Annotated in this window: 15 protein-coding genes; 12 read left to right on the top strand and 3 right to left on the bottom strand. The window is 59.6% G+C overall.

Annotated elements, in window-relative coordinates; genetic code table 11:
• The first annotated feature begins 77 nt into the window (after window positions 1–77).
• Window positions 78–3,791, top strand: a complete 3,714-nt coding sequence (locus NQ559_RS07895; RefSeq protein WP_026318440.1) for a coiled-coil domain-containing protein — start codon at window positions 78–80, stop codon at window positions 3,789–3,791.
• Window positions 3,792–4,297: 506 nt separating this feature from the next.
• Entirely contained in the window at window positions 4,298–6,328 is a 2,031-nt protein-coding gene (locus tag NQ559_RS07890; RefSeq protein WP_026318441.1) for a glycoside hydrolase family 2 protein, read from the top strand.
• Here NQ559_RS07890 and NQ559_RS07885 read toward each other — a convergent pair.
• A complete protein-coding gene (locus NQ559_RS07885; RefSeq protein WP_018696283.1) occupies window positions 6,252–6,854 on the bottom strand; it encodes a WbqC family protein in 603 nt (200 codons plus the stop codon). The two genes, NQ559_RS07890 and NQ559_RS07885, sit on opposite strands and share 77 nt — an antisense overlap.
• A complete protein-coding gene (ispG, locus tag NQ559_RS07880) occupies window positions 6,851–8,332 on the bottom strand; it encodes a (E)-4-hydroxy-3-methylbut-2-enyl-diphosphate synthase (RefSeq protein ID WP_026318442.1) in 1,482 nt (493 codons plus the stop codon). Before ispG ends, NQ559_RS07885 begins: the two co-directional genes overlap by 4 nt.
• 101 nt (window positions 8,333–8,433) lie before the next feature.
• Here ispG and NQ559_RS07875 point away from each other — a divergent pair, with 101 nt between their 5' ends.
• The 7 genes from NQ559_RS07875 (at window position 8,434) to NQ559_RS07845 (ending at window position 16,042) form a co-directional block, all read left to right on the top strand.
• Window positions 8,434–8,883: a radical SAM-associated putative lipoprotein gene (locus tag NQ559_RS07875; RefSeq protein ID WP_018696285.1), complete on the top strand. Its 450-nt coding sequence runs from the start codon at window positions 8,434–8,436 to the stop codon at window positions 8,881–8,883.
• Window positions 8,884–8,969: 86 nt separating this feature from the next.
• Window positions 8,970–11,078, top strand: coding sequence for an ATP-dependent DNA helicase RecG (gene recG, locus NQ559_RS07870; RefSeq protein ID WP_018696286.1), 2,109 nt, complete (start codon window positions 8,970–8,972; stop codon window positions 11,076–11,078).
• A 45-nt stretch (window positions 11,079–11,123) separates the two neighbouring features.
• Complete coding sequence (locus NQ559_RS07865; protein WP_026318444.1) at window positions 11,124–11,921, top strand: DUF3108 domain-containing protein; 798 nt, start codon at window positions 11,124–11,126, stop codon at window positions 11,919–11,921.
• 78 nt (window positions 11,922–11,999) lie between these two features.
• A complete protein-coding gene (locus tag NQ559_RS07860) occupies window positions 12,000–12,938 on the top strand; it encodes a DUF8429 coiled-coil domain-containing protein (RefSeq protein ID WP_018696288.1) in 939 nt (312 codons plus the stop codon).
• A 479-nt stretch (window positions 12,939–13,417) separates the two neighbouring features.
• Window positions 13,418–13,984 (top strand): alkyl hydroperoxide reductase subunit C, encoded by a 567-nt coding sequence (gene ahpC / locus NQ559_RS07855; protein ID WP_018696289.1) that lies wholly within the window; start codon window positions 13,418–13,420, stop codon window positions 13,982–13,984.
• Window positions 13,985–13,989: 5 nt separating this feature from the next.
• Window positions 13,990–15,540, top strand: a complete 1,551-nt coding sequence (ahpF, locus tag NQ559_RS07850; RefSeq protein ID WP_018696290.1) for an alkyl hydroperoxide reductase subunit F — start codon at window positions 13,990–13,992, stop codon at window positions 15,538–15,540.
• A 28-nt stretch (window positions 15,541–15,568) separates the two neighbouring features.
• Entirely contained in the window at window positions 15,569–16,042 is a 474-nt protein-coding gene (locus tag NQ559_RS07845) for a Dps family protein (protein WP_018696291.1), read from the top strand.
• A gap of 184 nt (window positions 16,043–16,226) precedes the next feature.
• Here NQ559_RS07845 and NQ559_RS07840 read toward each other — a convergent pair whose 3' ends face one another.
• A complete protein-coding gene (locus tag NQ559_RS07840; protein WP_018696292.1) occupies window positions 16,227–17,231 on the bottom strand; it encodes an ROK family protein in 1,005 nt (334 codons plus the stop codon).
• Between the two features lie 116 nt (window positions 17,232–17,347).
• Between NQ559_RS07840 and NQ559_RS07835 the strand changes: the two genes are divergently transcribed.
• From NQ559_RS07835 to NQ559_RS07825, 3 genes are all read left to right on the top strand, one after another.
• A complete protein-coding gene (locus NQ559_RS07835) occupies window positions 17,348–18,316 on the top strand; it encodes a polyprenyl synthetase family protein (RefSeq protein WP_018696293.1) in 969 nt (322 codons plus the stop codon).
• A gap of 55 nt (window positions 18,317–18,371) precedes the next feature.
• Entirely contained in the window at window positions 18,372–19,616 is a 1,245-nt protein-coding gene (locus NQ559_RS07830) for a peptidase U32 family protein (RefSeq protein WP_018696294.1), read from the top strand.
• Window positions 19,617–19,803: 187 nt separating this feature from the next.
• On the top strand, window positions 19,804–20,007 hold the full coding sequence (locus tag NQ559_RS07825; RefSeq protein ID WP_018696295.1) for a hypothetical protein: 204 nt from the start codon (window positions 19,804–19,806) through the stop codon (window positions 20,005–20,007).

The following is a 20,007-nucleotide window of genomic DNA, read 5'->3' as shown; positions in this document are numbered from 1 at the left end:
AATAGCAAGCGTCACTCTATTGATAAAACTAAATGCGTCAACACTAAAAAACAATTCCATTTCAATTCTTCATTACTATGAAAAAAAACTTATTCAGAAAATTTCTTGCACTGTTCCTCACGGGAACAATGTTAGCCGGTGTCGGTTGTAAGGACTACGACGACGACATCGACAAAGTGAACGATCGCCTCGACCAGTTGGAAACGGGAAAACTCGCTACTTTAGAGCAGCAGATTGCCGCCATCAACTCGTCGATCGCTTCGCTTGAAACCGCCTATAAAGCAGCTGACGCAGAATTAAAAACCGCCCTGGAGAAACAGGCTTCGGATCTGACGGCAGCGAAGAGTGCGCTCGAATCGTCGATCGCTGCGCTGAAGAGCACCCACGAAGCAGACATCGCAAAACTCACCGGCGACCTGAACGCCCTGGGTTCGAAAGTCGAAGGTTACAACACCGACCTCAAAGCCGAAATCAAGAAGGTCGCCGACGATCTGGCAGCCAACTACTACACCAAGACGGTCATCGACCAGAAACTGGCCGCACTGGATGCCAAGTTCGCTGGCGAGATCGCCGCGCTGGACACTAAGATCACGGCCTGCAACGAAGCGATCGACGCCATCAAGGGCCAGATCGAAACGATGAAGACCCAGATCGCCGGCAAGGTGGACCAGTCGGAATACGATGCTTTCACGCAGGCAACCAACCAGTCGCTTCAGGCCAACGCCCAGGCTATCTCGGTATTGCAGGCTCTCTGCGCCGGGTTCCCCGAGGGCCAGACGATCAAGGGTTACATCGACGCTGCCAAGGCAGACGTTGTAGCTATGCTCGACAACTACCTGCTGAAGAGCACCTACGAGGCGTTCCTCACGGCCTACGGCGAGTTCAAGACCAGCATCGAAGGCCGTGCAGACGCCGCCGAAGCCGAGATCGACACGCTCAACGCATGGATGGAGGAGATGACCAAGGACGGCGGTACGCTGGCCCTGCTCGAGCAGCGCCTGCAGAGCGCCATCGACGCCAAAACGACACTCGCAGAGGTGAAAGCCACCTACAACGCGAACTGTGATGAATTCCTCGCCGGCGTGAACGGCATCATCACCTCGGCGCTGGCCGAAGACGGCATCATCGGCACGGAGCTGAAATCGAAACTCGACGCCCTCAAACAGAACCTCCAGGATCAGATCGACGCCCACGAAGCGCGTATCGGAGCACTCGAAGGCCAGGTAGGCGAACTCGCCGACCGTATCCAGTCGCTGGAACTCGTTCCCTCGTGCTTATGGGACGAGATGGCGGAGAACATGATCCAGTTGGGCAACGATTATATCTTGCCCGACAACGGCGAGCCTATCGACGTGAACACCAACCCCAAAAAGTGGATCACCTTCCAGGTTGCCCCCGCCAAACTCGCCGGCGGCATCGTCACGGGTTATGCCAACGGTACGGTATCGCTTGATTTCTGCGAGGAAGAGATAAACCCGTCCAATACGCGCGCCCAGTACACCAACATCGAAAAGGTAGAGTTGGTAAGCGCGGCCAAAGGCCAGTTCCGCATGCTGATCAACACGGACTACTACAAGCAGCAGCTCGAAGAGGAAAAAGTGCTCGCCATCGCCCTGAAAATCGTACAGACCAGCGCCAGCGAAGGTATGCAGGGTATCGAGTTCATTTCGAAATACTACGCAGTCGTACCCGACGGCGAAAACCTCACCGACCAATTCATCGTCGCCAAACCCGAAGGCGAAGGCTACCAGCCGCTGAGCGCCCTGGAGTACAACACGGTAAAATATTCGAAGTTCTACAACGACAAGACCCCCCTCAAGATGATGGGCGAATATGTAGTCGTGTTCGAAGACTTCGACGGTACGCTGATCCCGGTAGCCGACGCTGCCAAGAAGTACGACTGGGACATTCTGCCGAAATTCATGAAGGACGGCGACGAGGTTGCCGCCAACGTATCGCGTGCGGCTGCAGTTTCCACGAATGGTATCACCGCGAGCGACTTCACCTTCTCGCCGGCTTTGGCACAATCCTACAACGTAGCGGGCAACCGCGTGACGAAGGAGACTGTTACGGTTAAAACGCCCAATACCCGCAATATCGGCGGTACGGTTACCGACAGGGGCGACATGACCATGACTGTAAACAACAAGATCGTAACCCTCGATCAGTACGTTGCCGTTATCACTTACACCCGCGAAATGCTGGGCGACTATGCCGTGGCTCCGACTTCGTTCGATTGGCAGTATACTAAGTGGGATACGAACGCTGCCGGCGACTTCTCGAACGTCGTATACACGACCAGCGAAGGCCGCTTCGCGGCTACCGGCGGCGCTCCCGCACTCACCGCAGAGCAGTTCAACGACATCGCAGGCTATCTGGAAAACCCGATCGAATGGGTCGTAGAGGAAGCCTCGGGCCTGGATGCAGGTATCAAGGTATCCGCAGTACGCTCCTCGCTCCCGCACGACGATCCCGACTCGCAGTGGATCCAGTTCCAGGTTTCGGGTTACTCCTACAGCGAAGGCGTCCGGACGATCAAGGTAAGCAAGACGATCGACATTCTGGCGGGCGACCAGATCAAGGTTACGGCCGAGATCACCGTAAACGGCCCGACGGCACAGACGCTCGATATTTCGAAGACGCTGAAGCCCATCCTGACGGAACAGAATGTCTACACATATGACCAGATCTCAGGGAATGCTGGGGATAAAGGCGTTTACAGCTCTGCTGACCTACGCAGGTATTTCGGTAATACTCGTTCCAATGTATGGAAATTCGTTAGCAAGGCAGCCGCTGAGACTTTCACCTCGACGCTGACCCCCAATGCAGGCAGGACAGACCGGACTATTCAATTCTTCAACGGTATAGCCGCTTCCAACCCGCATTTCGGTGTAACGCTGAGCAACATGGACTTCTCGACGGGTGCTATCGGCTTCTCGATGAATGCGAACCAGACGATCGAGGTTCCCTACGGGCCCAAGATCAAGGTGGCCGGCAACTTCACGGTAACCAAGCCCACGGTCAAGCTCCAGGAAGGCGCACGCCTGCTGAACGGCGTGGTAACGCTCGAAGGCGTACTCGATTTCTCGACAGGACGTCTCACCTACCGGAACAGTACCTTCAAGTACAATAACGTAGACCTGACGCTGGCCCTCTATGCACAGCCAGCCGATGTGGGTGCAACGGTTACGTATGCCGTGAACATCCCGCAGAGCATGGTGGCAGGCCAGTGCCCGGCCATCGCGGCGGACGGCAAGACGCTGAACTGGAACAGCGCCTACCCGGCAGACGACATCACCATCACCACGACGCTGTACGATGCAAACGACAGCAAGGTCGAGGTTCGCAACTTCAAGGTAGCGGTCAAGAAACCGATCACCGCCGTTCCGACCGTAGCTGAGAATGTTTCGATCGAGGTTCCGGCCAACGTACGCAAGGAGATCAACCTCTACGACTATGCCCAGCTGTATGACTTCGAAAACAACGAATTGTTCTCGGCAACGGAAGGCGGCGTGGTAACGAACCAGTGGATCGGTGTCATGAACTGGGCTTCGATCAGCAATACCTACAACCTGAACGCTACGTGGTCGATCGCATCGGTCGCTTGCGAAGACGGCACTTCGGTACTGGATTACCGGTTCACCGACGGCTACAAGTTCATTGTGAACGACAACACGGCCCAGACCTTTGTGAAGACCTTCACCGTCAAGGCAAAGATCGCCGTAACGGGCAACTACGGATACAACGAAAGCTCGGTCTTCGAGTTCAAGCTGACCCCCGTAACCGAATAAGTTTAGCTTCCCTTTCCGCAATATCCGGCGCCGTCCTTCGGGACGGTGCCGGGGATGCGGGAAACCAGTTCCCCAAAGCAGGGGTCGCACATCCCAATAGTTTTTTGGTAACAACTCCCACTTTCAAGTAAAACTCCTGCCTGCGGCAGACCGAAGAGGCGCGGTCTGCCGCTTTTTTTTATGCCCGGAAGTTCCCCGGAACTCTTCCGGAACTCCTCTTTCCGGCATCGCCCGCGACACACCACACACGCCACACGGCTCTCGCCCAAGCCTGCTCCAGCCATGTGCCCGGCCATGCACCCGGCCCAGCCGGCCCGCGCAAGCATACAACCGCCCAGTGGCGCAATACACGGACACACGCCCCCGGCAGGCATTCGCCCCGCGCAACGCCGGACAGCCAACCGCGGATGCCCCCCCCGCACGGAAACGGCGCCCGCAACGGAAAATTTGATTTTGAGCCGGCGTTGTATTATCTTTGCAACAAGACACCAAAACCATCCGCGACAATGAAACGATACATAGCGACACTCATGCTCCTCGCCGCCTGCGCCTTCGCACAGGCCCGCGAGGTATTCCCCCTGAACGAGGGATGGCGTTTCTTCTTCAAGTCGGAGAACAGCAGCGACAATGCCCGGCATGTTACGCTGCCCCACACCTGGAATACCGACACGGGCGGCACCGGATATTTCCTCGAGACAACGGCAAACTACCAGAACAACATGTATATCCCGGCCGAATGGGCGGCCAAACGGTTATTCGTGAAATTCTACGGCGTGCAAAGCGTGGCCGACGTCTTCGTCAACGGCTATTATGTCGGCGGGCACAAAGGCGGAGGTACGGCTTTTGCGCTCGAAATCACCGACAAGATACGGTTCGGTTCCGACAATGCGCTGCTGGTCGTGGTCAGCAACAACTACTGCGACGACGTGCTTCCCACCTCGACGGACATGAACCTCTACGGGGGCATCTACCGCGAAGCCGAGCTGATCCTCACGGAAAAGACCGCCGTATCGCCCCTCTACCTCGGCTCGGACGGCATACTGGTGCGCCAGAACTCGGTCGGCGAAGATCGGGTCGAAGGCGAAGCGGAGATACACCTCGTCACCGGCGGGGAGAACAGCTGCGTCCTGACGCTCGACATCACGGCGCCCGACGGCAGCCGCGTATTTTCCAAACGGCAGAAGGCGCGCCTCGACGGGAAACCCGTCACGATTCCCTTCTCGGTCGACGCCCCCCGGTTGTGGAGCCCCGCCAGCCCGGCCCTCTACCGGGTATCGGTAAGTATCGGCGACGCGACCGTCACCGACAGCGTAGCCGTGCGTACAGGTTTCCGCAGCATCGCGGCGACCCCGGCGGGCGGCTTTGCGATCAACGGCATCCGCATCCCGATACACGGCGTAACGCTCTACCACGACAACGCCATCTCGGGCGGCGCACTCATCGCGCCCGACTATGACGCCGACCTCAGCCAGATCCGCACCCTCGGGGCGAACGCGCTGCGCTCGGCCGTGATGCCCCATGCGCAATACCTCTACGACCGTTGCGACGAACTGGGCATGCTGGCGTGGGTCGATGCGCCGTTCCACCGCTCCTCGTTCCTGGGCGACGTGGCCTATTACGCCACCCCGCAGTTCGAACAGAACGGCCTGCAACAGTTGCAGGAGATCATCGCCCAGAACTACAACCATCCCTCGGTGGTGATGTGGGGCATCTTTTCGCGGCTCTGGACACGCGGCAACGACGTGACCCCTTACCTGGCCAAGCTCAACGCGGCGGCACACGCCCTCGACCCCTCGCGTCCCACAGTGGCCTGCAGCGACCAGGACGGCAATATCAACTTCATCACCGACCTGATCGTCTGGCGGCAGGACGTAGGCTGGCGCAAAGGTACGACGGACGACGTGACCGTATGGCGCGACCAGCTGCAGAAAGGCTGGTCACACCTCCGCTCGGGAATCTGTTACGGGGGCAGCGGCTTCATCGGACACAAGAGCTATACGGCACAGGCGGCACCCCGCGCGAACTGGATGCCCGAAGAGCGTCAGACACGCTTCCACGAGCAGTACGCCAAGAACCTCCAGAACGACTCGCTCTTCTGGGGCACATGGATCAACAACATGTTCGATTACGGTTCGGTACGCCGGCCTTACGGGGTGAACGGTGCCGGACTCGTGACCATCGACCGCCGCGAGCGCAAGGATGCGTTCTACCTGTATAAGGCTCTGTGGAACAAGGAGGAACCGACACTGCACATTACAGACAAGCGGCGGACGCTGCGCGACGGCGAACGGCAGGCATTCCAAATCTACTCGTCGGCCGGGGCCCCCACGCTGCTCGCAGGAGCCGACACGCTGGCCGTGACGGAATACGCCGCCTGCCAGTACCGCACGGATTCGGTGTCGCTACAGGGCACGGTCGAAATCAAGGCCATCGCCGGGCCGCTGCGCGACAGCGTGACGCTCAGAGTCGGCAACGTCTTAAAACCGAAACGGCTTCAGGGCCCTCGGCGAACAGCAAATCCGCAACCGACAAATTAGGCTGGAAAGGCATACGGTCGGAGAAGACCTGCACATAGGGCTCGGCAATGAACGCCGAGCCCTCTTTGCGCCGTTTGGGGCGCAGGTCGGTGTCGCCTGCGGCGGCATCGACATACGTCTGGGAGAACTCGGGCATGGGTACGTTCAGCAGGGAGCAGAGCCGCCCGAGCAGTTCGGCATTGTAATCGGCCAGGAATCCGTATTCCCGGCGGTAGAAAGGTTCGAAATATTCAGCGTAGAAATCGAAATAGGGCGACCCTTTGTAGGAGGCGACCAACGCCCCCCAGTGCTGGTGCTGCCAGCGTTTCGAATAGTCGATCCGCACGTCGCGTACGGGCTGGCGGGGACGGTTGGCGTTGCGCACATGGACGGTCAACTCCATCACCCCGTCCGTAGCGAGGATACGGGCACGGTTGCGCTCCGAGCGCTTCACGAAATGCTCGCCCAGGTCGACGACGCACCCGCCGCGCAACAAGTGCGCGAAGTACTCGACCGAGGGCAGGTATGCGAGCGGCAGGATCGTCATGGTTCCACCCACTCGCCGTCGGCCTTGATCAGTTCCACGAGGCGGTCGAGCGCCTCCTGCTGCGGGATGTTGCGTGCCACGACCGTGCGCCCCTTGTAGAGCGTGATGCGGCCGGGTGCGGCACCCACGTACCCGTAGTCGGCATCGGCCATCTCGCCGGGGCCGTTGACGATGCACCCCATGACGCCGATCTTGAGGTTCGAGAGGTGCGACGTGCGCGATTTGATGTCGGCGAGGGTCTTTTCGATGTCGTAAAGCGTGCGGCCGCAACTCGGGCAGGCGATGTACTCGGTGTGCGAGAACCGCACACGCGCCGCCTGCAGGATCATCAGCTCGATTTCGCGCACCTGGTCTTCGGCAAATCCCGGCGCGTCGATCCAGATGCCGTCGGCCAGCCCGTCGAGCAGCAGCACCCCCAGGTCGGCGGCGGCCTTCACGGCCAGCACCTCGGGCGAGGTCTCCTCGTAACGGCGTTTCACGACGACCGGTTCGGGGGTATCGAGGTTCAGGATCGCGGCGCGCAGCTCGGCCGTGGGATTGCCCGACACGGCCTCGATTACGCGGAAGCCGTCGAGCGGTTCGCTGTGCACGACCGGCACCTGTATATTCGTACGGCGGCGGTACTCGGTCGGGGAGTAGCGCTCGGGATGCAGCACGGGAAATGTCCCGGGGCGCTCCGCGAAGTGCCTTACCAGCAGTTCCGCCACGGGAATTTCGTGCTCCGGGGCCTCGGTCAGCGATACGCGGATCGTGTCGCCGATGCCGTCGCAGAGCAGCGCCCCGATACCTACGGCGCTCTTGATACGCCCCTCGATGCCGCTGCCGGCCTCGGTGACGCCCAAGTGGATCGGATAGTGCATATCCTCGGCATCCATCGCCGCGACCAGCAGCCGGTACGCGGCGACCATGACGCGCGTGTTGCTCGACTTCATCGACACGACGACCTGGTCGAACCCGTGCGCCTTGCAGACACGCAGGAACTCCATGGCCGAGACGACCATGCCCTGCGGCGTATCGCCCCACTGGTCGAAGACACGTTTGGCGAGCGACCCGTGGTTGACGCCGATGCGCAGGGCGACGCCCCGCTCGCGGCAGCGGGCGATCAACTCCTCCAGCTCCCCGCGATCCGTGCGGTAATTGCCCGGGTTGATGCGCACCTTGTCGACATATTGCGCGGCAATGGCGGCCACCTCGGGCAGGAAGTGGATGTCGGCCACGACGGCCGTATCGAAGCCCTCGTCGCGCAGGCGGCGGACGATGCGGGCAAGGTTCTCGCCCTCGCGCCGCCCCTGTGCCGTAAGGCGCACGATCTTTCCCCCGGCGCGGTCGATCCGTTCGATCTGCGCCACGCTGGCTTCGGTATCGTTGGTGTCGGTGTTGGTCATCGACTGCACGGCGACCGGGTGCCCGCCGCCGATCACGACCCGCCCGATGCGCACCTCGCAACTCGGACGGCGACTGTATTCCGAAAGATTCATCTCTTCTGCGATTGTGATGCAAAGATAAAGATAATCCGCGATTTTGCGAATTCCGATTTATTCCCTATATTTCGGGTAGCAACCACAATCCCGCTCCTGCCATGAAAAAACGCATCAAAAAACGCCTGTCCTTCCTGTTGCTGACACTGCTCGGGTTCTCTACGGCCTGCGAAAAACAGAAAAACGGAGAACCACCGCCCGTCATGTACGGGACGCCGCACGTAGATATCTGGGTCGGCGGCAAGGTAACCGACAAAACCGGCGCCCCGATACCCGGGATCGAGGTACTCCAACAAAACAGCCCCTATAAGGCCCTGACCGGGGACGACGGTTCCTACGAACTTCCCGGACAATTATTCTCCATTGAAACGACGGCGGACATCCTGTTTACCGACACCGACGGCCCGTCCAACGGCGGGGAGTTCGCGGCACAGTCCGTTCCGGTCGAATTCACCGAAGCCGACCGCGTCTCGGAAGCCGAGGGATGGTGCGGGGGCAGTTTCGCACGCACCGGTGTCGACGTCACGCTGGAGGAGGACGCGCAGGAATAGCCCGGAATATCCCGCGGCAACACCCGGTAAACGGAATAACACCCCGTACGCGATACGGATTTCCTGTTTTTTCGTATATTTGTCGTGTGGACTATCTGGACAACGACATAAAATTCGTAGGCGGCGTCGGCGAAGCCCGCGCCCGGCTTCTGGACAAGGAGCTGGGCATCCGTACGCTGGGCGACATGCTGCGTCACTACCCGTTCCGCTATATCGACCGCACGAAAGTCTACCGCATCGCCGAAATCACCGACGATGCGCCCACCCTGCTCCAGTTCCGCGCCCGCGTGACGGGCGTAGCCTATGCCGGCACGGGCCGCAAACGACGCTTCACGGCCTACGTCTCCGACCCCACGGGGTCGGCCGAACTGGTCTGGTTCCAAGGTATCAAATGGATCGAAAAACGGGTCGAAGTGGGGCGCGAATACCTCATTTTCGGGCGGCCGTCGTTCTACCGCGGCGAATTGTCGATGGCGCACCCCGAGCTGGAAACCATGGAGCAGGCGCTCTCGCGCAAGGCCGAAAGCGGCATGCAGGGCATCTATCCCTCGACCGAGAAACTTTCGAACGTACTCGGCGCCAAGGGCATGTACCAGATTATCTGCAACACATGGGCGCTGGCCAAAGACCATATCCCCGACTACATGCCCGACGAGGTACGAACCCGCTACGGGCTGATACCGCTGCGTGACGCCTACTACAACATCCATTTTCCGCAGTCGCCCGAACTGCTGCGGCAGGCACAGTACAGGCTGAAATTCGACGAACTGCTGGGCATCCAGCTCAACATCCAGTCGCGCCGTACGGAACGTCTGGCCCGAAACAACGGCTTCCTGTTCATGAAGGTCGGGGGCGTCTTCAACACCTTCTACAACGAAAAACTCCCGTTCCCGCTCACCGGGGCGCAGAAACGGGTCATCAGGGAGATCCGGCAGGACACCGTCACGGGCTACCAGATGAACCGCCTGTTGCAGGGCGACGTCGGCAGCGGCAAGACCCTCGTGGCGCTGATGTCGATGCTGCTGGCCGTGGACAACGGCTACCAGGCCTGCATGATGGCGCCCACCGAGATCCTCGCCCGCCAGCATTTCGCCACCATCACGCGTATGCTCGACGGCATGGGGGTGAAGGTCGCCATCCTCACCGGCGCCTCGAAGGCCAGGGAGCGCCGGCTGGCGCTCGAAGGGATCGCCTCGGGCGAGGTGCACATCCTGATCGGCACGCACGCCCTGATCGAAGACCGCGTGCAGTTCGCCAACCTGGGGTTCGTGGTGATCGACGAGCAGCACCGCTTCGGCGTGGAGCAGCGCGCCCGGCTTTGGACGAAGAACGAGCAGCCGCCGCACATCCTCGTGATGACCGCCACGCCGATCCCCCGCACGCTTGCCATGACCCTCTACGGCGACCTCGACGTCTCGGTGATCGACGAGCTTCCGCCGGGACGACGGCCGATCAAGACCGTACATTACACCGATGCGGCGCGGCTGCGCCTGTTCGGCTTCATGAAGCAGGAGATCGCCAAGGGACGGCAGGTCTATGTCGTATATCCGCTCATCAAGGAGTCCGAGGCCATGGATTACAAAGACCTCACCGACGGCTACGAAGCCATATCGCGCGATTTCCCGCTGCCGGAGTATGTCACCACGATCTGCCACGGCAAGATGAAACCCGCCGACAAGGAGGAGTCGATGCGCCAGTTCAAGTCGGGCGAGGCCGATATCATGGTCGCCACGTCGGTCATCGAAGTGGGCGTCGACGTGCCGAACGCCACGGTCATGGTCATCGAATCGGCCGAGCGGTTCGGGCTCTCGCAGCTGCACCAGTTGCGCGGGCGCGTAGGACGGGGCGGCGAACAATCCTACTGCATCCTGATGTCGGGCGAAAAGCTCTCGAAGGAGTCCCGGGCACGCCTCGACGCCATGTGCGAAACCAACGACGGATTCCGCCTGGCGGAGCTCGACCTCAAACTGCGGGGTGCGGGCGATATCAACGGCACGCTCCAGAGCGGCATGGCGTTTGATCTGAAGATCGCCAACCCCACGCTCGATGTCCAGATACTCACCGTCTCGCGCGAGGCAGCGGCCGGTATCCTCTCCGGCGACCGCGGCCTCTCCCTGCCTGAGCACCGCGGCCTCAGGGAGTTAAGACGGCGCTATTCGGGACGCGAAGAGATTGATTTTTCCATGATTTCGTAATATTTCATACCCGCAGACCGTTTACCCATTAAAAACCCTTTTCCCATGAAACGATTGTTATTCACGATATTGTTATTCACCGCCGCGCTGCCTGCCGCAGCCCAGCTCTACCACCCGGGCGAGCAGCTTTTCTACCGCGTCAGCTACAAGGCCAAGATGTTCCCCAATACCGAAGTCGGCGCCGTGGAGGTCAAGACCTCCGAGGTGCAGCTCGACGACCGGAAGTTCTACAAGGTCGAGGGCATCGGCCGCACACTGCCTACCTACCGCTGGTTCTTCAACCTCGAAGACATCTACACGGTATGGATCAGCCCCGAGACGCTGCGCCCGGTACGTTTCGAAAGTGACATCAAGGAGGGCGACTACACGTTCCAGAGCTATTACACCTACGACTGGGACAACAGCCAGGTGCATACCCGGTGGCGGCGGCGCCAACGGCCTTTCGAGGAGAAAACCATGCCCCTGACCCCGGGGAGCATGGATGCCATCGCGCTTTTCTTCACCATGCGCTCGGCCAATGCCGAGGATTTCAAACCCGGTGAGCCCGCAACCCTCCAGATGGTATTGCAGGACACGATCCGGCACCTGAATTACAGGTACATAAGCCGCGAAACGAAGAAGATTCGCAACATGGGACGCTTCAAGACCCTCAAGTTCGAATGCCAGTTGGGCACCTCCGAAGGGTTCTCCTTCACCGACGGCACGGTCTTCACGCTATGGATCTCGGACGACGAGAACAAAATCCCGCTTTACATCGAGTCGCCCGTCCGCGTAGGCAGCATCAATGCCTATATTTCGGGCTACAAGGGGCTTAAATACCCGATGACGAGCCTCATAAAATAAAAATTTTGTTATCTTTGCCTCAGGATAACCCTGACCCGGCGAACAATCAGGTAAATTCGACACTGAAAAACTGTTTTTATGGAAGAAAATAAGCAAGGGTACGACCCCTCGGAATTCGAGGACGACGATTACATGGCGTCGCAGCCCGTCCCGGAAAAATCCATCCGCGGCTACCGCATCGTCATCATCATCCTCTCGGTGATCCTGGTGGCGCTTTCGGTACTTTATTTCAGCATACACCGCCAGCAGATGGTCGACAACCAGCTGCTGCAGGCCGACCGCGACTCGATCCAGAACGACCTGGGACGCCTGATGACCGACTACGACAACCTGCAGGTGACCAACGACAGCATCTCTGCCAACCTCAACGTGGAACGCGACCGCGCAGACTCGCTGATGACGCGCCTGAAAAAGGAGCGTTCATGGAACCTGGCCAAGATCAAACAGTACGAAAAAGAGGTGGGTACGCTGCGCACGGTCATGAAGAGCTACATCCGCCAGATCGACTCGCTCAATACGCTCAACAAAAAACTCATCAACGAGAACGTAACCTACCGCAAGGAGATCTCGTCGGCGAAGCTGCGCGCCGAAATGGCCGAGGAGAAGGCTGCCGAACTGGACAACAAGGTTCGTGTCGGCGCCGTGATCCGCGCCCGCGACATCCGTCTCTCGGCGCTCAACGCCAACAGCAAACCCGTATCGAGGATCAAGAATGCCGCGCGCCTGCGCGTGGATTTCGTACTGACGGCCAACGAGCTGGCGACACCGGGCGAAAAGACCGTCTACGTCCGTATCACCTCGCCCGACGGCTATGTGCTGACGACCGAGGCCATGCCGACTTTCGATTTCGAGGGCGAACGCCTGAGTTATTCGGCCATGCGCGAAGTGGACTACCAGAACCAGGATCTCGAAGTGGGTATCTACTATAACAGCACAGGCTTTGCCGCTGGTGCCTACACCGTACAACTGTTCTGCGACGGCCGCCTGATCGGAACCTCGCAGATCGCGATGCGATAAAACAGGAACACCCCGCACCCAAGGCGGGAGGAGAGCCCAAGCCCCGGAGTTAACGCTCCGGGGCTTTCGTATTGCAGGCACCCCGCTCCCGGCACCGGGAAAACCCCGGCGGCCTGCGGGAATCTTCATTCCGGATTCCCGCATGATGCGATCCCGGCTGCCCCGGGCACTCCGATCCTGTTCCCGGCCCCGCCTGTTCCGGATTCCGGCGCATATCCCCAATAACGGGTATCGGGCGGGGAAAATTCCCCTGAAATTGCGATTGCACGGATACGCCGGGCTCCGTACTTTTATAAAATCTACGGGCAACGGCAAAACACAGGCCGGAGCGCGGTAAAAGCACTATCATAGATTTTAACTATAACTGCATAAATATTATCAATTTGATTTATACAAAGATTTCCCCTATTTTTGTATCAGCAAAGAGGAAGAAAACTAAAGCAGCAAAAAATATTCACATAAATAAAACAAGTACAGCTATGACATCAATCATCAATTCAACGGTACCCGAATTCAAGGTTCAGGCCTACCACAACGGCAAATTCGTAACGGTCACGAACGAAGACCTCAAAGGCAAATGGGCGATCTTCTTTTTCTACCCGGCCGACTTCACGTTCGTGTGCCCCACCGAGCTGGTGGACATGGCCGACAAATACGACCGGTTCAAAGCCATGGGCGTGGAGGTCTACTCGGTAAGCACCGACACCCACTTCGTACACAAAGCCTGGCACGACACTTCGGAAAGCATCCGCAAAATCAACTACCCGATGCTCGCAGACCCCACGGGTGTACTTTCGCGCGGCTTCGGCGTCATGATCGAGGAAGAAGGCGTAGCCTACCGCGGCACGTTCGTCGTCAACCCCGAGGGGAAGGTCAAGCTGGTGGAGATCCAGGACAACAGCATCGGCCGCAATGCAGAGGAGTTGCTGCGCAAAGTCGCCGCGGCACAGTTCGTCGAGGCACACCCGGGTGAAGTATGCCCCGCCAAATGGCAGCAGGGCGCCGAGACGCTCAAACCGAGTATCGACCTGGTAGGTAAAATCTAAGGGCCATGCTGGATCATGCACTCAGGGAGCAGTTGCTCCGCTTGTTTGAGGGGCTGGAAGCCTCCTACGTGTTCGACGTCACGGCCGACCCCGGCCATGCGTCGCGCGGAGAGCTGCTCGAGCTGCTCGAAGAGACGGCGGCCTGTTCCGCGAAGATCGGCTGTCGGATCACCGACGGGCAGGGACTGGAGTTCCGGCTTCTGCGCAACGACAAGGACACCGGCATCCACTTCCGGGCAGTGCCCAACGGCCATGAATTCAGCTCGCTGATACTGGCCGTGCTGAACGCAGACGGCAAGGGCAAAAACCTGCCCGACGAAGCGACGCGCCGACGGATCGGGGCGCTCGGCGGGCAGATCGCGCTGACGACCTACATGTCGCTCACCTGCACCAACTGCCCCGATGTGGTACAGGCGCTCAACCTGCTGGCGCTCTCCAATCCCCGGATCACCCATACGGCCGTGGACGGAGCCTTGTTCCCCGAGGAGGTTGCACGGCTGAATATCCAGGCCGTGCCGGCGGTCTTCCACGGCGAAGAGCTGATCCACGTCGGCCGCGGCTCGCTGGCCGAACTGCTGGACAAACTCGAGGAGCGCTTCGGCACTTCGGACACAGGCATAACGCCCCACGTGCGCGAATATGACCTGCTGGTCGCCGGGGGCGGCCCCGCCGGGGCTTCGGCCGCGATCTATGCAGCCCGCAAGGGGCTCCGCGTGGCGGTCGTGGCAGAAAAGGTCGGCGGACAGGTCAATGAAACGGTAGGCATCGAAAACCTGATCTCGGTGCCGCGCACGACCGGAGCAGAGCTCGCAGGCGACCTGCGCAGACACATGGAGGCCTACGGGATCGACATCTGCGACAACCGCCGCATCGAGCGTTTCGACATAGACGGCGGCATCCGGGAGCTGCATGCCAAAGGCGGGGAGGTTTTCCGCGCCCCGGCACTGGTCGTCGCCACGGGAGCTTCGTGGCGCAGGCTCGGGGTGCCGGGCGAGGCAGAGTATATCGGCCGCGGCGTAGCCTTCTGCCCCCACTGCGACGGGCCGTTCTACGCAGGCAGACACGTGGCCGTGATCGGCGGCGGCAATTCGGGGGTCGAGGCCGCAATCGACCTGGCGGGCACCTGCGCTTCGGTGACGGTTCTCGAATTCATGGAGACTCTCAAGGCCGACCAGGTATTGCAGGAGAAGCTGCGCACGCTCCCCAATGTAGAGGTACATACGAACGTGCAGACGCTCGAGGTCGAAGGCGACGGCAGCCGCATGACGGCCCTGCGCACGAAAGACCGCTCGACGGGAGCGGAAAAACGGCTGCCGCTCGACGGCGTATTCGTCCAGATCGGCCTCTCGGCCAACAGCAAGCTGTTCGCCGGCATCCTCGACACCAACCGCGCGGGAGAAATCCTCACCGACAAGGAGTGCCGCACGTCGGTACCCGGCGTATATGCAGCGGGCGATGTGACGGACATACGTTACAAACAGATCGTGATCGCAATGGGCGAAGGGGCCAAGGCGGCCCTGTCGGCCTCGGAAGACCGGATCAAGGGAATCATATGATATGCAAACTATTAAAATAAAAACGATTATGAAAACACTGGATTATTTGCACCTGGACGAGAAGAAAGTACAGGGCGTAGTATCGGCGCTGCATTCGCTGCTGGCCGACTTCCAAGTATTTTACACCAACCTGCGGGGTTTCCACTGGGATATCGAAGGGCACGGGTTCTTCGTCCTGCACGGCAAGTTCGAAGAGCTGTACGACGATACTGCCGAAAAGGCCGATCAGATCGCGGAACGCATCCTGATGCTGGGCGGCAAGCCCGAAAACAGGTTCAGCGAATACCTCAGGGTCGCCAAGGTCAAGGAGATTTCCGGCGTAACACGCGGCGATGAGGCCATCGGGCATATCCTCACCACTTACAGCTATCTTATCGGCGAGGAGCGCAAGTTGCTCGCACTGGCTTCGGAGGCCGGCGACGAGGCTACCGTGGCGTTGATGAGCGACTACCTGAAGGAGCAGGAGAAGATGGTCTGGATGCTGACCGCCTACAACAAATAGCCCTTCACGGGAAGACCGGGCAGCCGGTATACAATGGAAATGCCGGCGGAGTGTGAACTCCGCCGGCATTCTTTTCATCCGGAATCCGGAAACGACACCGGCAAGACAAGGCAGCCCGGGCCCGCCGCCCGTTTCCCTCCTGGGTGCACCGAAGCGATGCCCGTCGCCCGGCCTTCCGCCGGAATTATTTGTTCTCTTCCTGCCAGATCAGGGCCGAAGCGCCGAGGATCGCGGCATTCTTACCCTGAATACCGCTCGGAAGCAGCTTCACTTTATTCTTGAATACGAAGAGCATGCTCTCTTCCATGTACCACTGCGTAGGCTCGAAGATCAGCTTGCCCGCCTTCGACAGGCCGCCGAAGAGGAATATCGCCTCGGGCGACGTGACGGTCACCACGTCGGCCAGTGCACGACCGAGCATCTCGCCCGTAAAACGGAAGGCTTCGAGGGCGATGGGATCGCCCTGCTCGGCAGCCGCGGAGATCATCGAAGCGTCGAAATCGCCGAAAGCGATGTCGCGCAGCTTGCTGGGGGCCGACATTTTGGCCATCAGCTCGAATGCCGTGCGCTTGATGCCCGTAGCCGAAACATAGGTCTCCAGACAGCCCTTACGCCCGCAGCCGCACTCGCGGCCGTCGCGCTCGACGATGACATGGCCGAACTCTCCGGCAAAGCCATCATGGCCGTAGACCATCTCGCCGTTGGCGACGAAACCCGATCCGAGCCCCGTACCGAGCGTTATCATGATGAAATCGCGCATGCCCTTGGCATTGCCGTAAATCATCTCGCCGATCGTCGCGGCATTGGCATCGTTCGTCACGAGCACCTTCACACCCCCGAAGCAGTTCCGGATGTCGTCCGCCAGCGGGAAAATACGGCGGCTTTCGTCCGGATTGGGGTCTCCTTCGCGGAATTTCCAGAGGTTCGCGGGGTTTTCGACCGTACCCTTATGATAATTGGCATTTGGGGCGCCGATGCCGATACCCGTCAGTTCGTACTCGAACGAAAGACTGTCGGCCAGTGCATGCATCGCCTGGCAGAGGTCTTCGACATAGGCCGGATAGTCGTCTACACTGGGGTATTTCTTGGTCGAAATGACCGATTCGGCATACAGGTCGCCGTTTTCGTCGACGAGGCCGAACGCAGTGTTGATACCGCCGATGTCCACGCCGAAAGCGAGTTTTTTCATATCGTGTTCAGGTTAAAGGTTAGAATTTATCAGGTCAAAGTTAATCCAAAATTCGGCTACTCCAAACTTTTTTCCTACTTTTGGGACAGATTCCGATCCAAAAGTATTGTCAGACTATGCAAACGAACGAGCAACTGCTCTCCGCCATCGAAAATTACCTGGCCCAAACCGAGTTCCCGGCCGAACCCGAGCTACTTTACGCCCCGATCGGCTATTCGCTCGCGGGCGGCGGCAAGCGCCTGCGCCCCATGCTGCTGATGCTCTCCAACGGCATCTTCACCGACAAGATACAACATGCCCTGCCGGCCGCCGCGGCCGTCGAGGTGTTCCATAACTTCACGCTGCTGCACGACGACATCATGGACAATGCAGCCGTGCGGCGCGGCAAACCCTCGGTCTACGCCAAGTGGGGACAGAACGTGGCGATCCTCTCGGGCGACGCCATGCTGATCTGCGCCTACCGGTTGCTGGGCGAAGTGCCGGCGCAGCTGCTGCCGCAGATACTCTCGACGTTCAACACCATGGCGCTCGAAGTATGCGAAGGGCAGCAGTACGACATGGATTTCGAACGCAAGCCGAAGGTTTCGGTCGTGGAATACATGCACATGATCGAACTGAAGACCTCGGTGCTGCTGGCCGGGGCCACCACGATCGGCGCCCTGCTGGGCGGCGCTTCGGAGGAGGACTGCCGCAAGCTGCGCCGCTTCGCCATCGAACTGGGACTGGCATTCCAACTGCAGGACGACCTGCTGGACAGCTACGGCGACGAGAGGCTGGGCAAGGCCATCGGCGGCGACATCCTCGAAGGCAAACAGACCTACCTGATGATCACGGCCATAAGCCGCGCCGACGAACCTACGCGCGAAGTGCTCCGCTCGACACACCGCTCACAGATGCCCGACGCCGAGAAAATCGCCACGATAAAAGCCGTCTACGACCGTCTCGACATACCACGCCTCACCGAACAGCAGATTTCGCTGCGCTTCGAAAGGGCGCTGGGCATCCTCGACACCCTTTCGGTCGAAAAATCCCGCACGGAACGGATGCGCGAATACGCCCTGAGCCTGATGGGACGCAAAAACTGATTCCGCCAACACCCCTGCGGCAAACGACGCAGGGACATCCCCCGCAAACGACACTATGCAACGCTCCGAGATAGAAATCATGGCCCCCGTAGGGTCTTACGAAGCACTGGCCGCAGCCATACAGGCCGGGGCGGACTCGGTATATTTCGGCGTCGGGAAGCTCAACATGCGCTCGGCATCGGCTGCGAACTTCACGCTCGACGACCTGGCGAAGATCGTCGCCACGGCACACGCCGCAGGGGTCAAGACCTACCTCACGGTCAACACCATCGTCTACGAGGACGAGATGCTGACCGTCCACGAGGTGATCGACCGCGCCAAGGCCGAAGGCATCGACGCCATTATCGCCACCGATTTCGCGGCGATACTCTACGCCCGGCGCATCGGGGTCGAAGTGCATATTTCGACCCAGAGCAACATTTCGAACTCCGAAACCGTGAAGTTCTTCTCGCAGTGGGCCGACACGGTGGTGCTGGCGCGCGAGCTGACGCTCGAACAGGTGGCGCAGATACACCGCCAGATCGTCGAGAACGACATCCGGGGCCCGCGCGGCGAGCTGGTCGGGATCGAGATGTTCGCCCACGGTGCATTATGCATGTCCATCTCGGGCAAGTGCTACCTCTCGCTCTACGAAACCAACTGCTCGGCCAACCGCGGCGCCTGCCGCCAGTTATGCCGTCGCAAATACACCGTCACGGACACGGAGACCGGTGCGGCGCTGGACATCGACGGGCGTTACGTCCTCTCGCCCAAAGACCTCTGCACGGTCGATTTCCTCGACCGGTTCATCGGCGCGGGCGTCCGGGTGCTGAAGATCGAAGGACGCGCCCGCGGCGCGGAATACGTCAAGCGCGTGGTGTCGTGTTACGACGAGGCGCTGCGCGCCATCGAAGCGGGCACCTACACCCCCGCCCTGGCCGCCGGGCTGAAGGAGCGGCTCGCCACGGTCTTCAACCGCGGATTTTGGGAGGGCTACTACGCCGGGCGCCCCGTGGCCGAACACAGCCAACATTACGGCTCGGCCGCCACGCGGCGCAAGGTCTACGTAGGCAAGGTGACGAACTTCTACAAAAGAATATCGGTGGCCGAGGTACTGGTCGAAGCCGCACCGCTGTCCGTGGGCGAAGAGATTTTCTTCATGGGTGCCACCACCGGCATCGCCGAACAGACGCTCGCCGAGCTGCACGACACCGACGGCACCCCGGCGCAATTCGTGGCACAGGGCACCCTCTGCGCCGTGCATACCGACACACCGATCCACCGCGGCGACCAGCTCTACAAATTCGTCGATGCGGAATAGACCCGGCTGTCGGGACAATATCCATTACGAAAAACGCCTCCGGGCGTTTTTTTGTTACGGGTTCCCTGCGGTCAGACAGATGAAAAGCTGCTTATCATAAAATTTTTATCGAAAAACAATAAATTTTATTTGTTTTTCAAAATTTCTTTCGTAAGTTTGCAGTGTCAAAAACAAAAAGACACCCACTATGGAAATCGAAAAAGTCATCCGCATCCTGGCCATTTTCATCGCCGTGGCAGCCTTTGCAATCAAAGTAGCCACGCACCTGATGTTTCCCGGAGCATCGCACACCGGCGACATACCGCTCCTGATCCTGCTGACCCTCTCGGTCTGCGGCATCTGGCGGGATGCCTTGCGCTCGAAAAAACAAAACGAAAATTCCAACGAATAA

The sequence above is a fragment of the Alistipes onderdonkii genome (assembly GCF_025145285.1).
GTDB lineage: Bacteria > Bacteroidota > Bacteroidia > Bacteroidales > Rikenellaceae > Alistipes > Alistipes onderdonkii.
The sequence above is the reverse complement of the archived record's forward strand: the minus strand, read 5'-3'. Positions and strand labels throughout refer to the sequence as shown.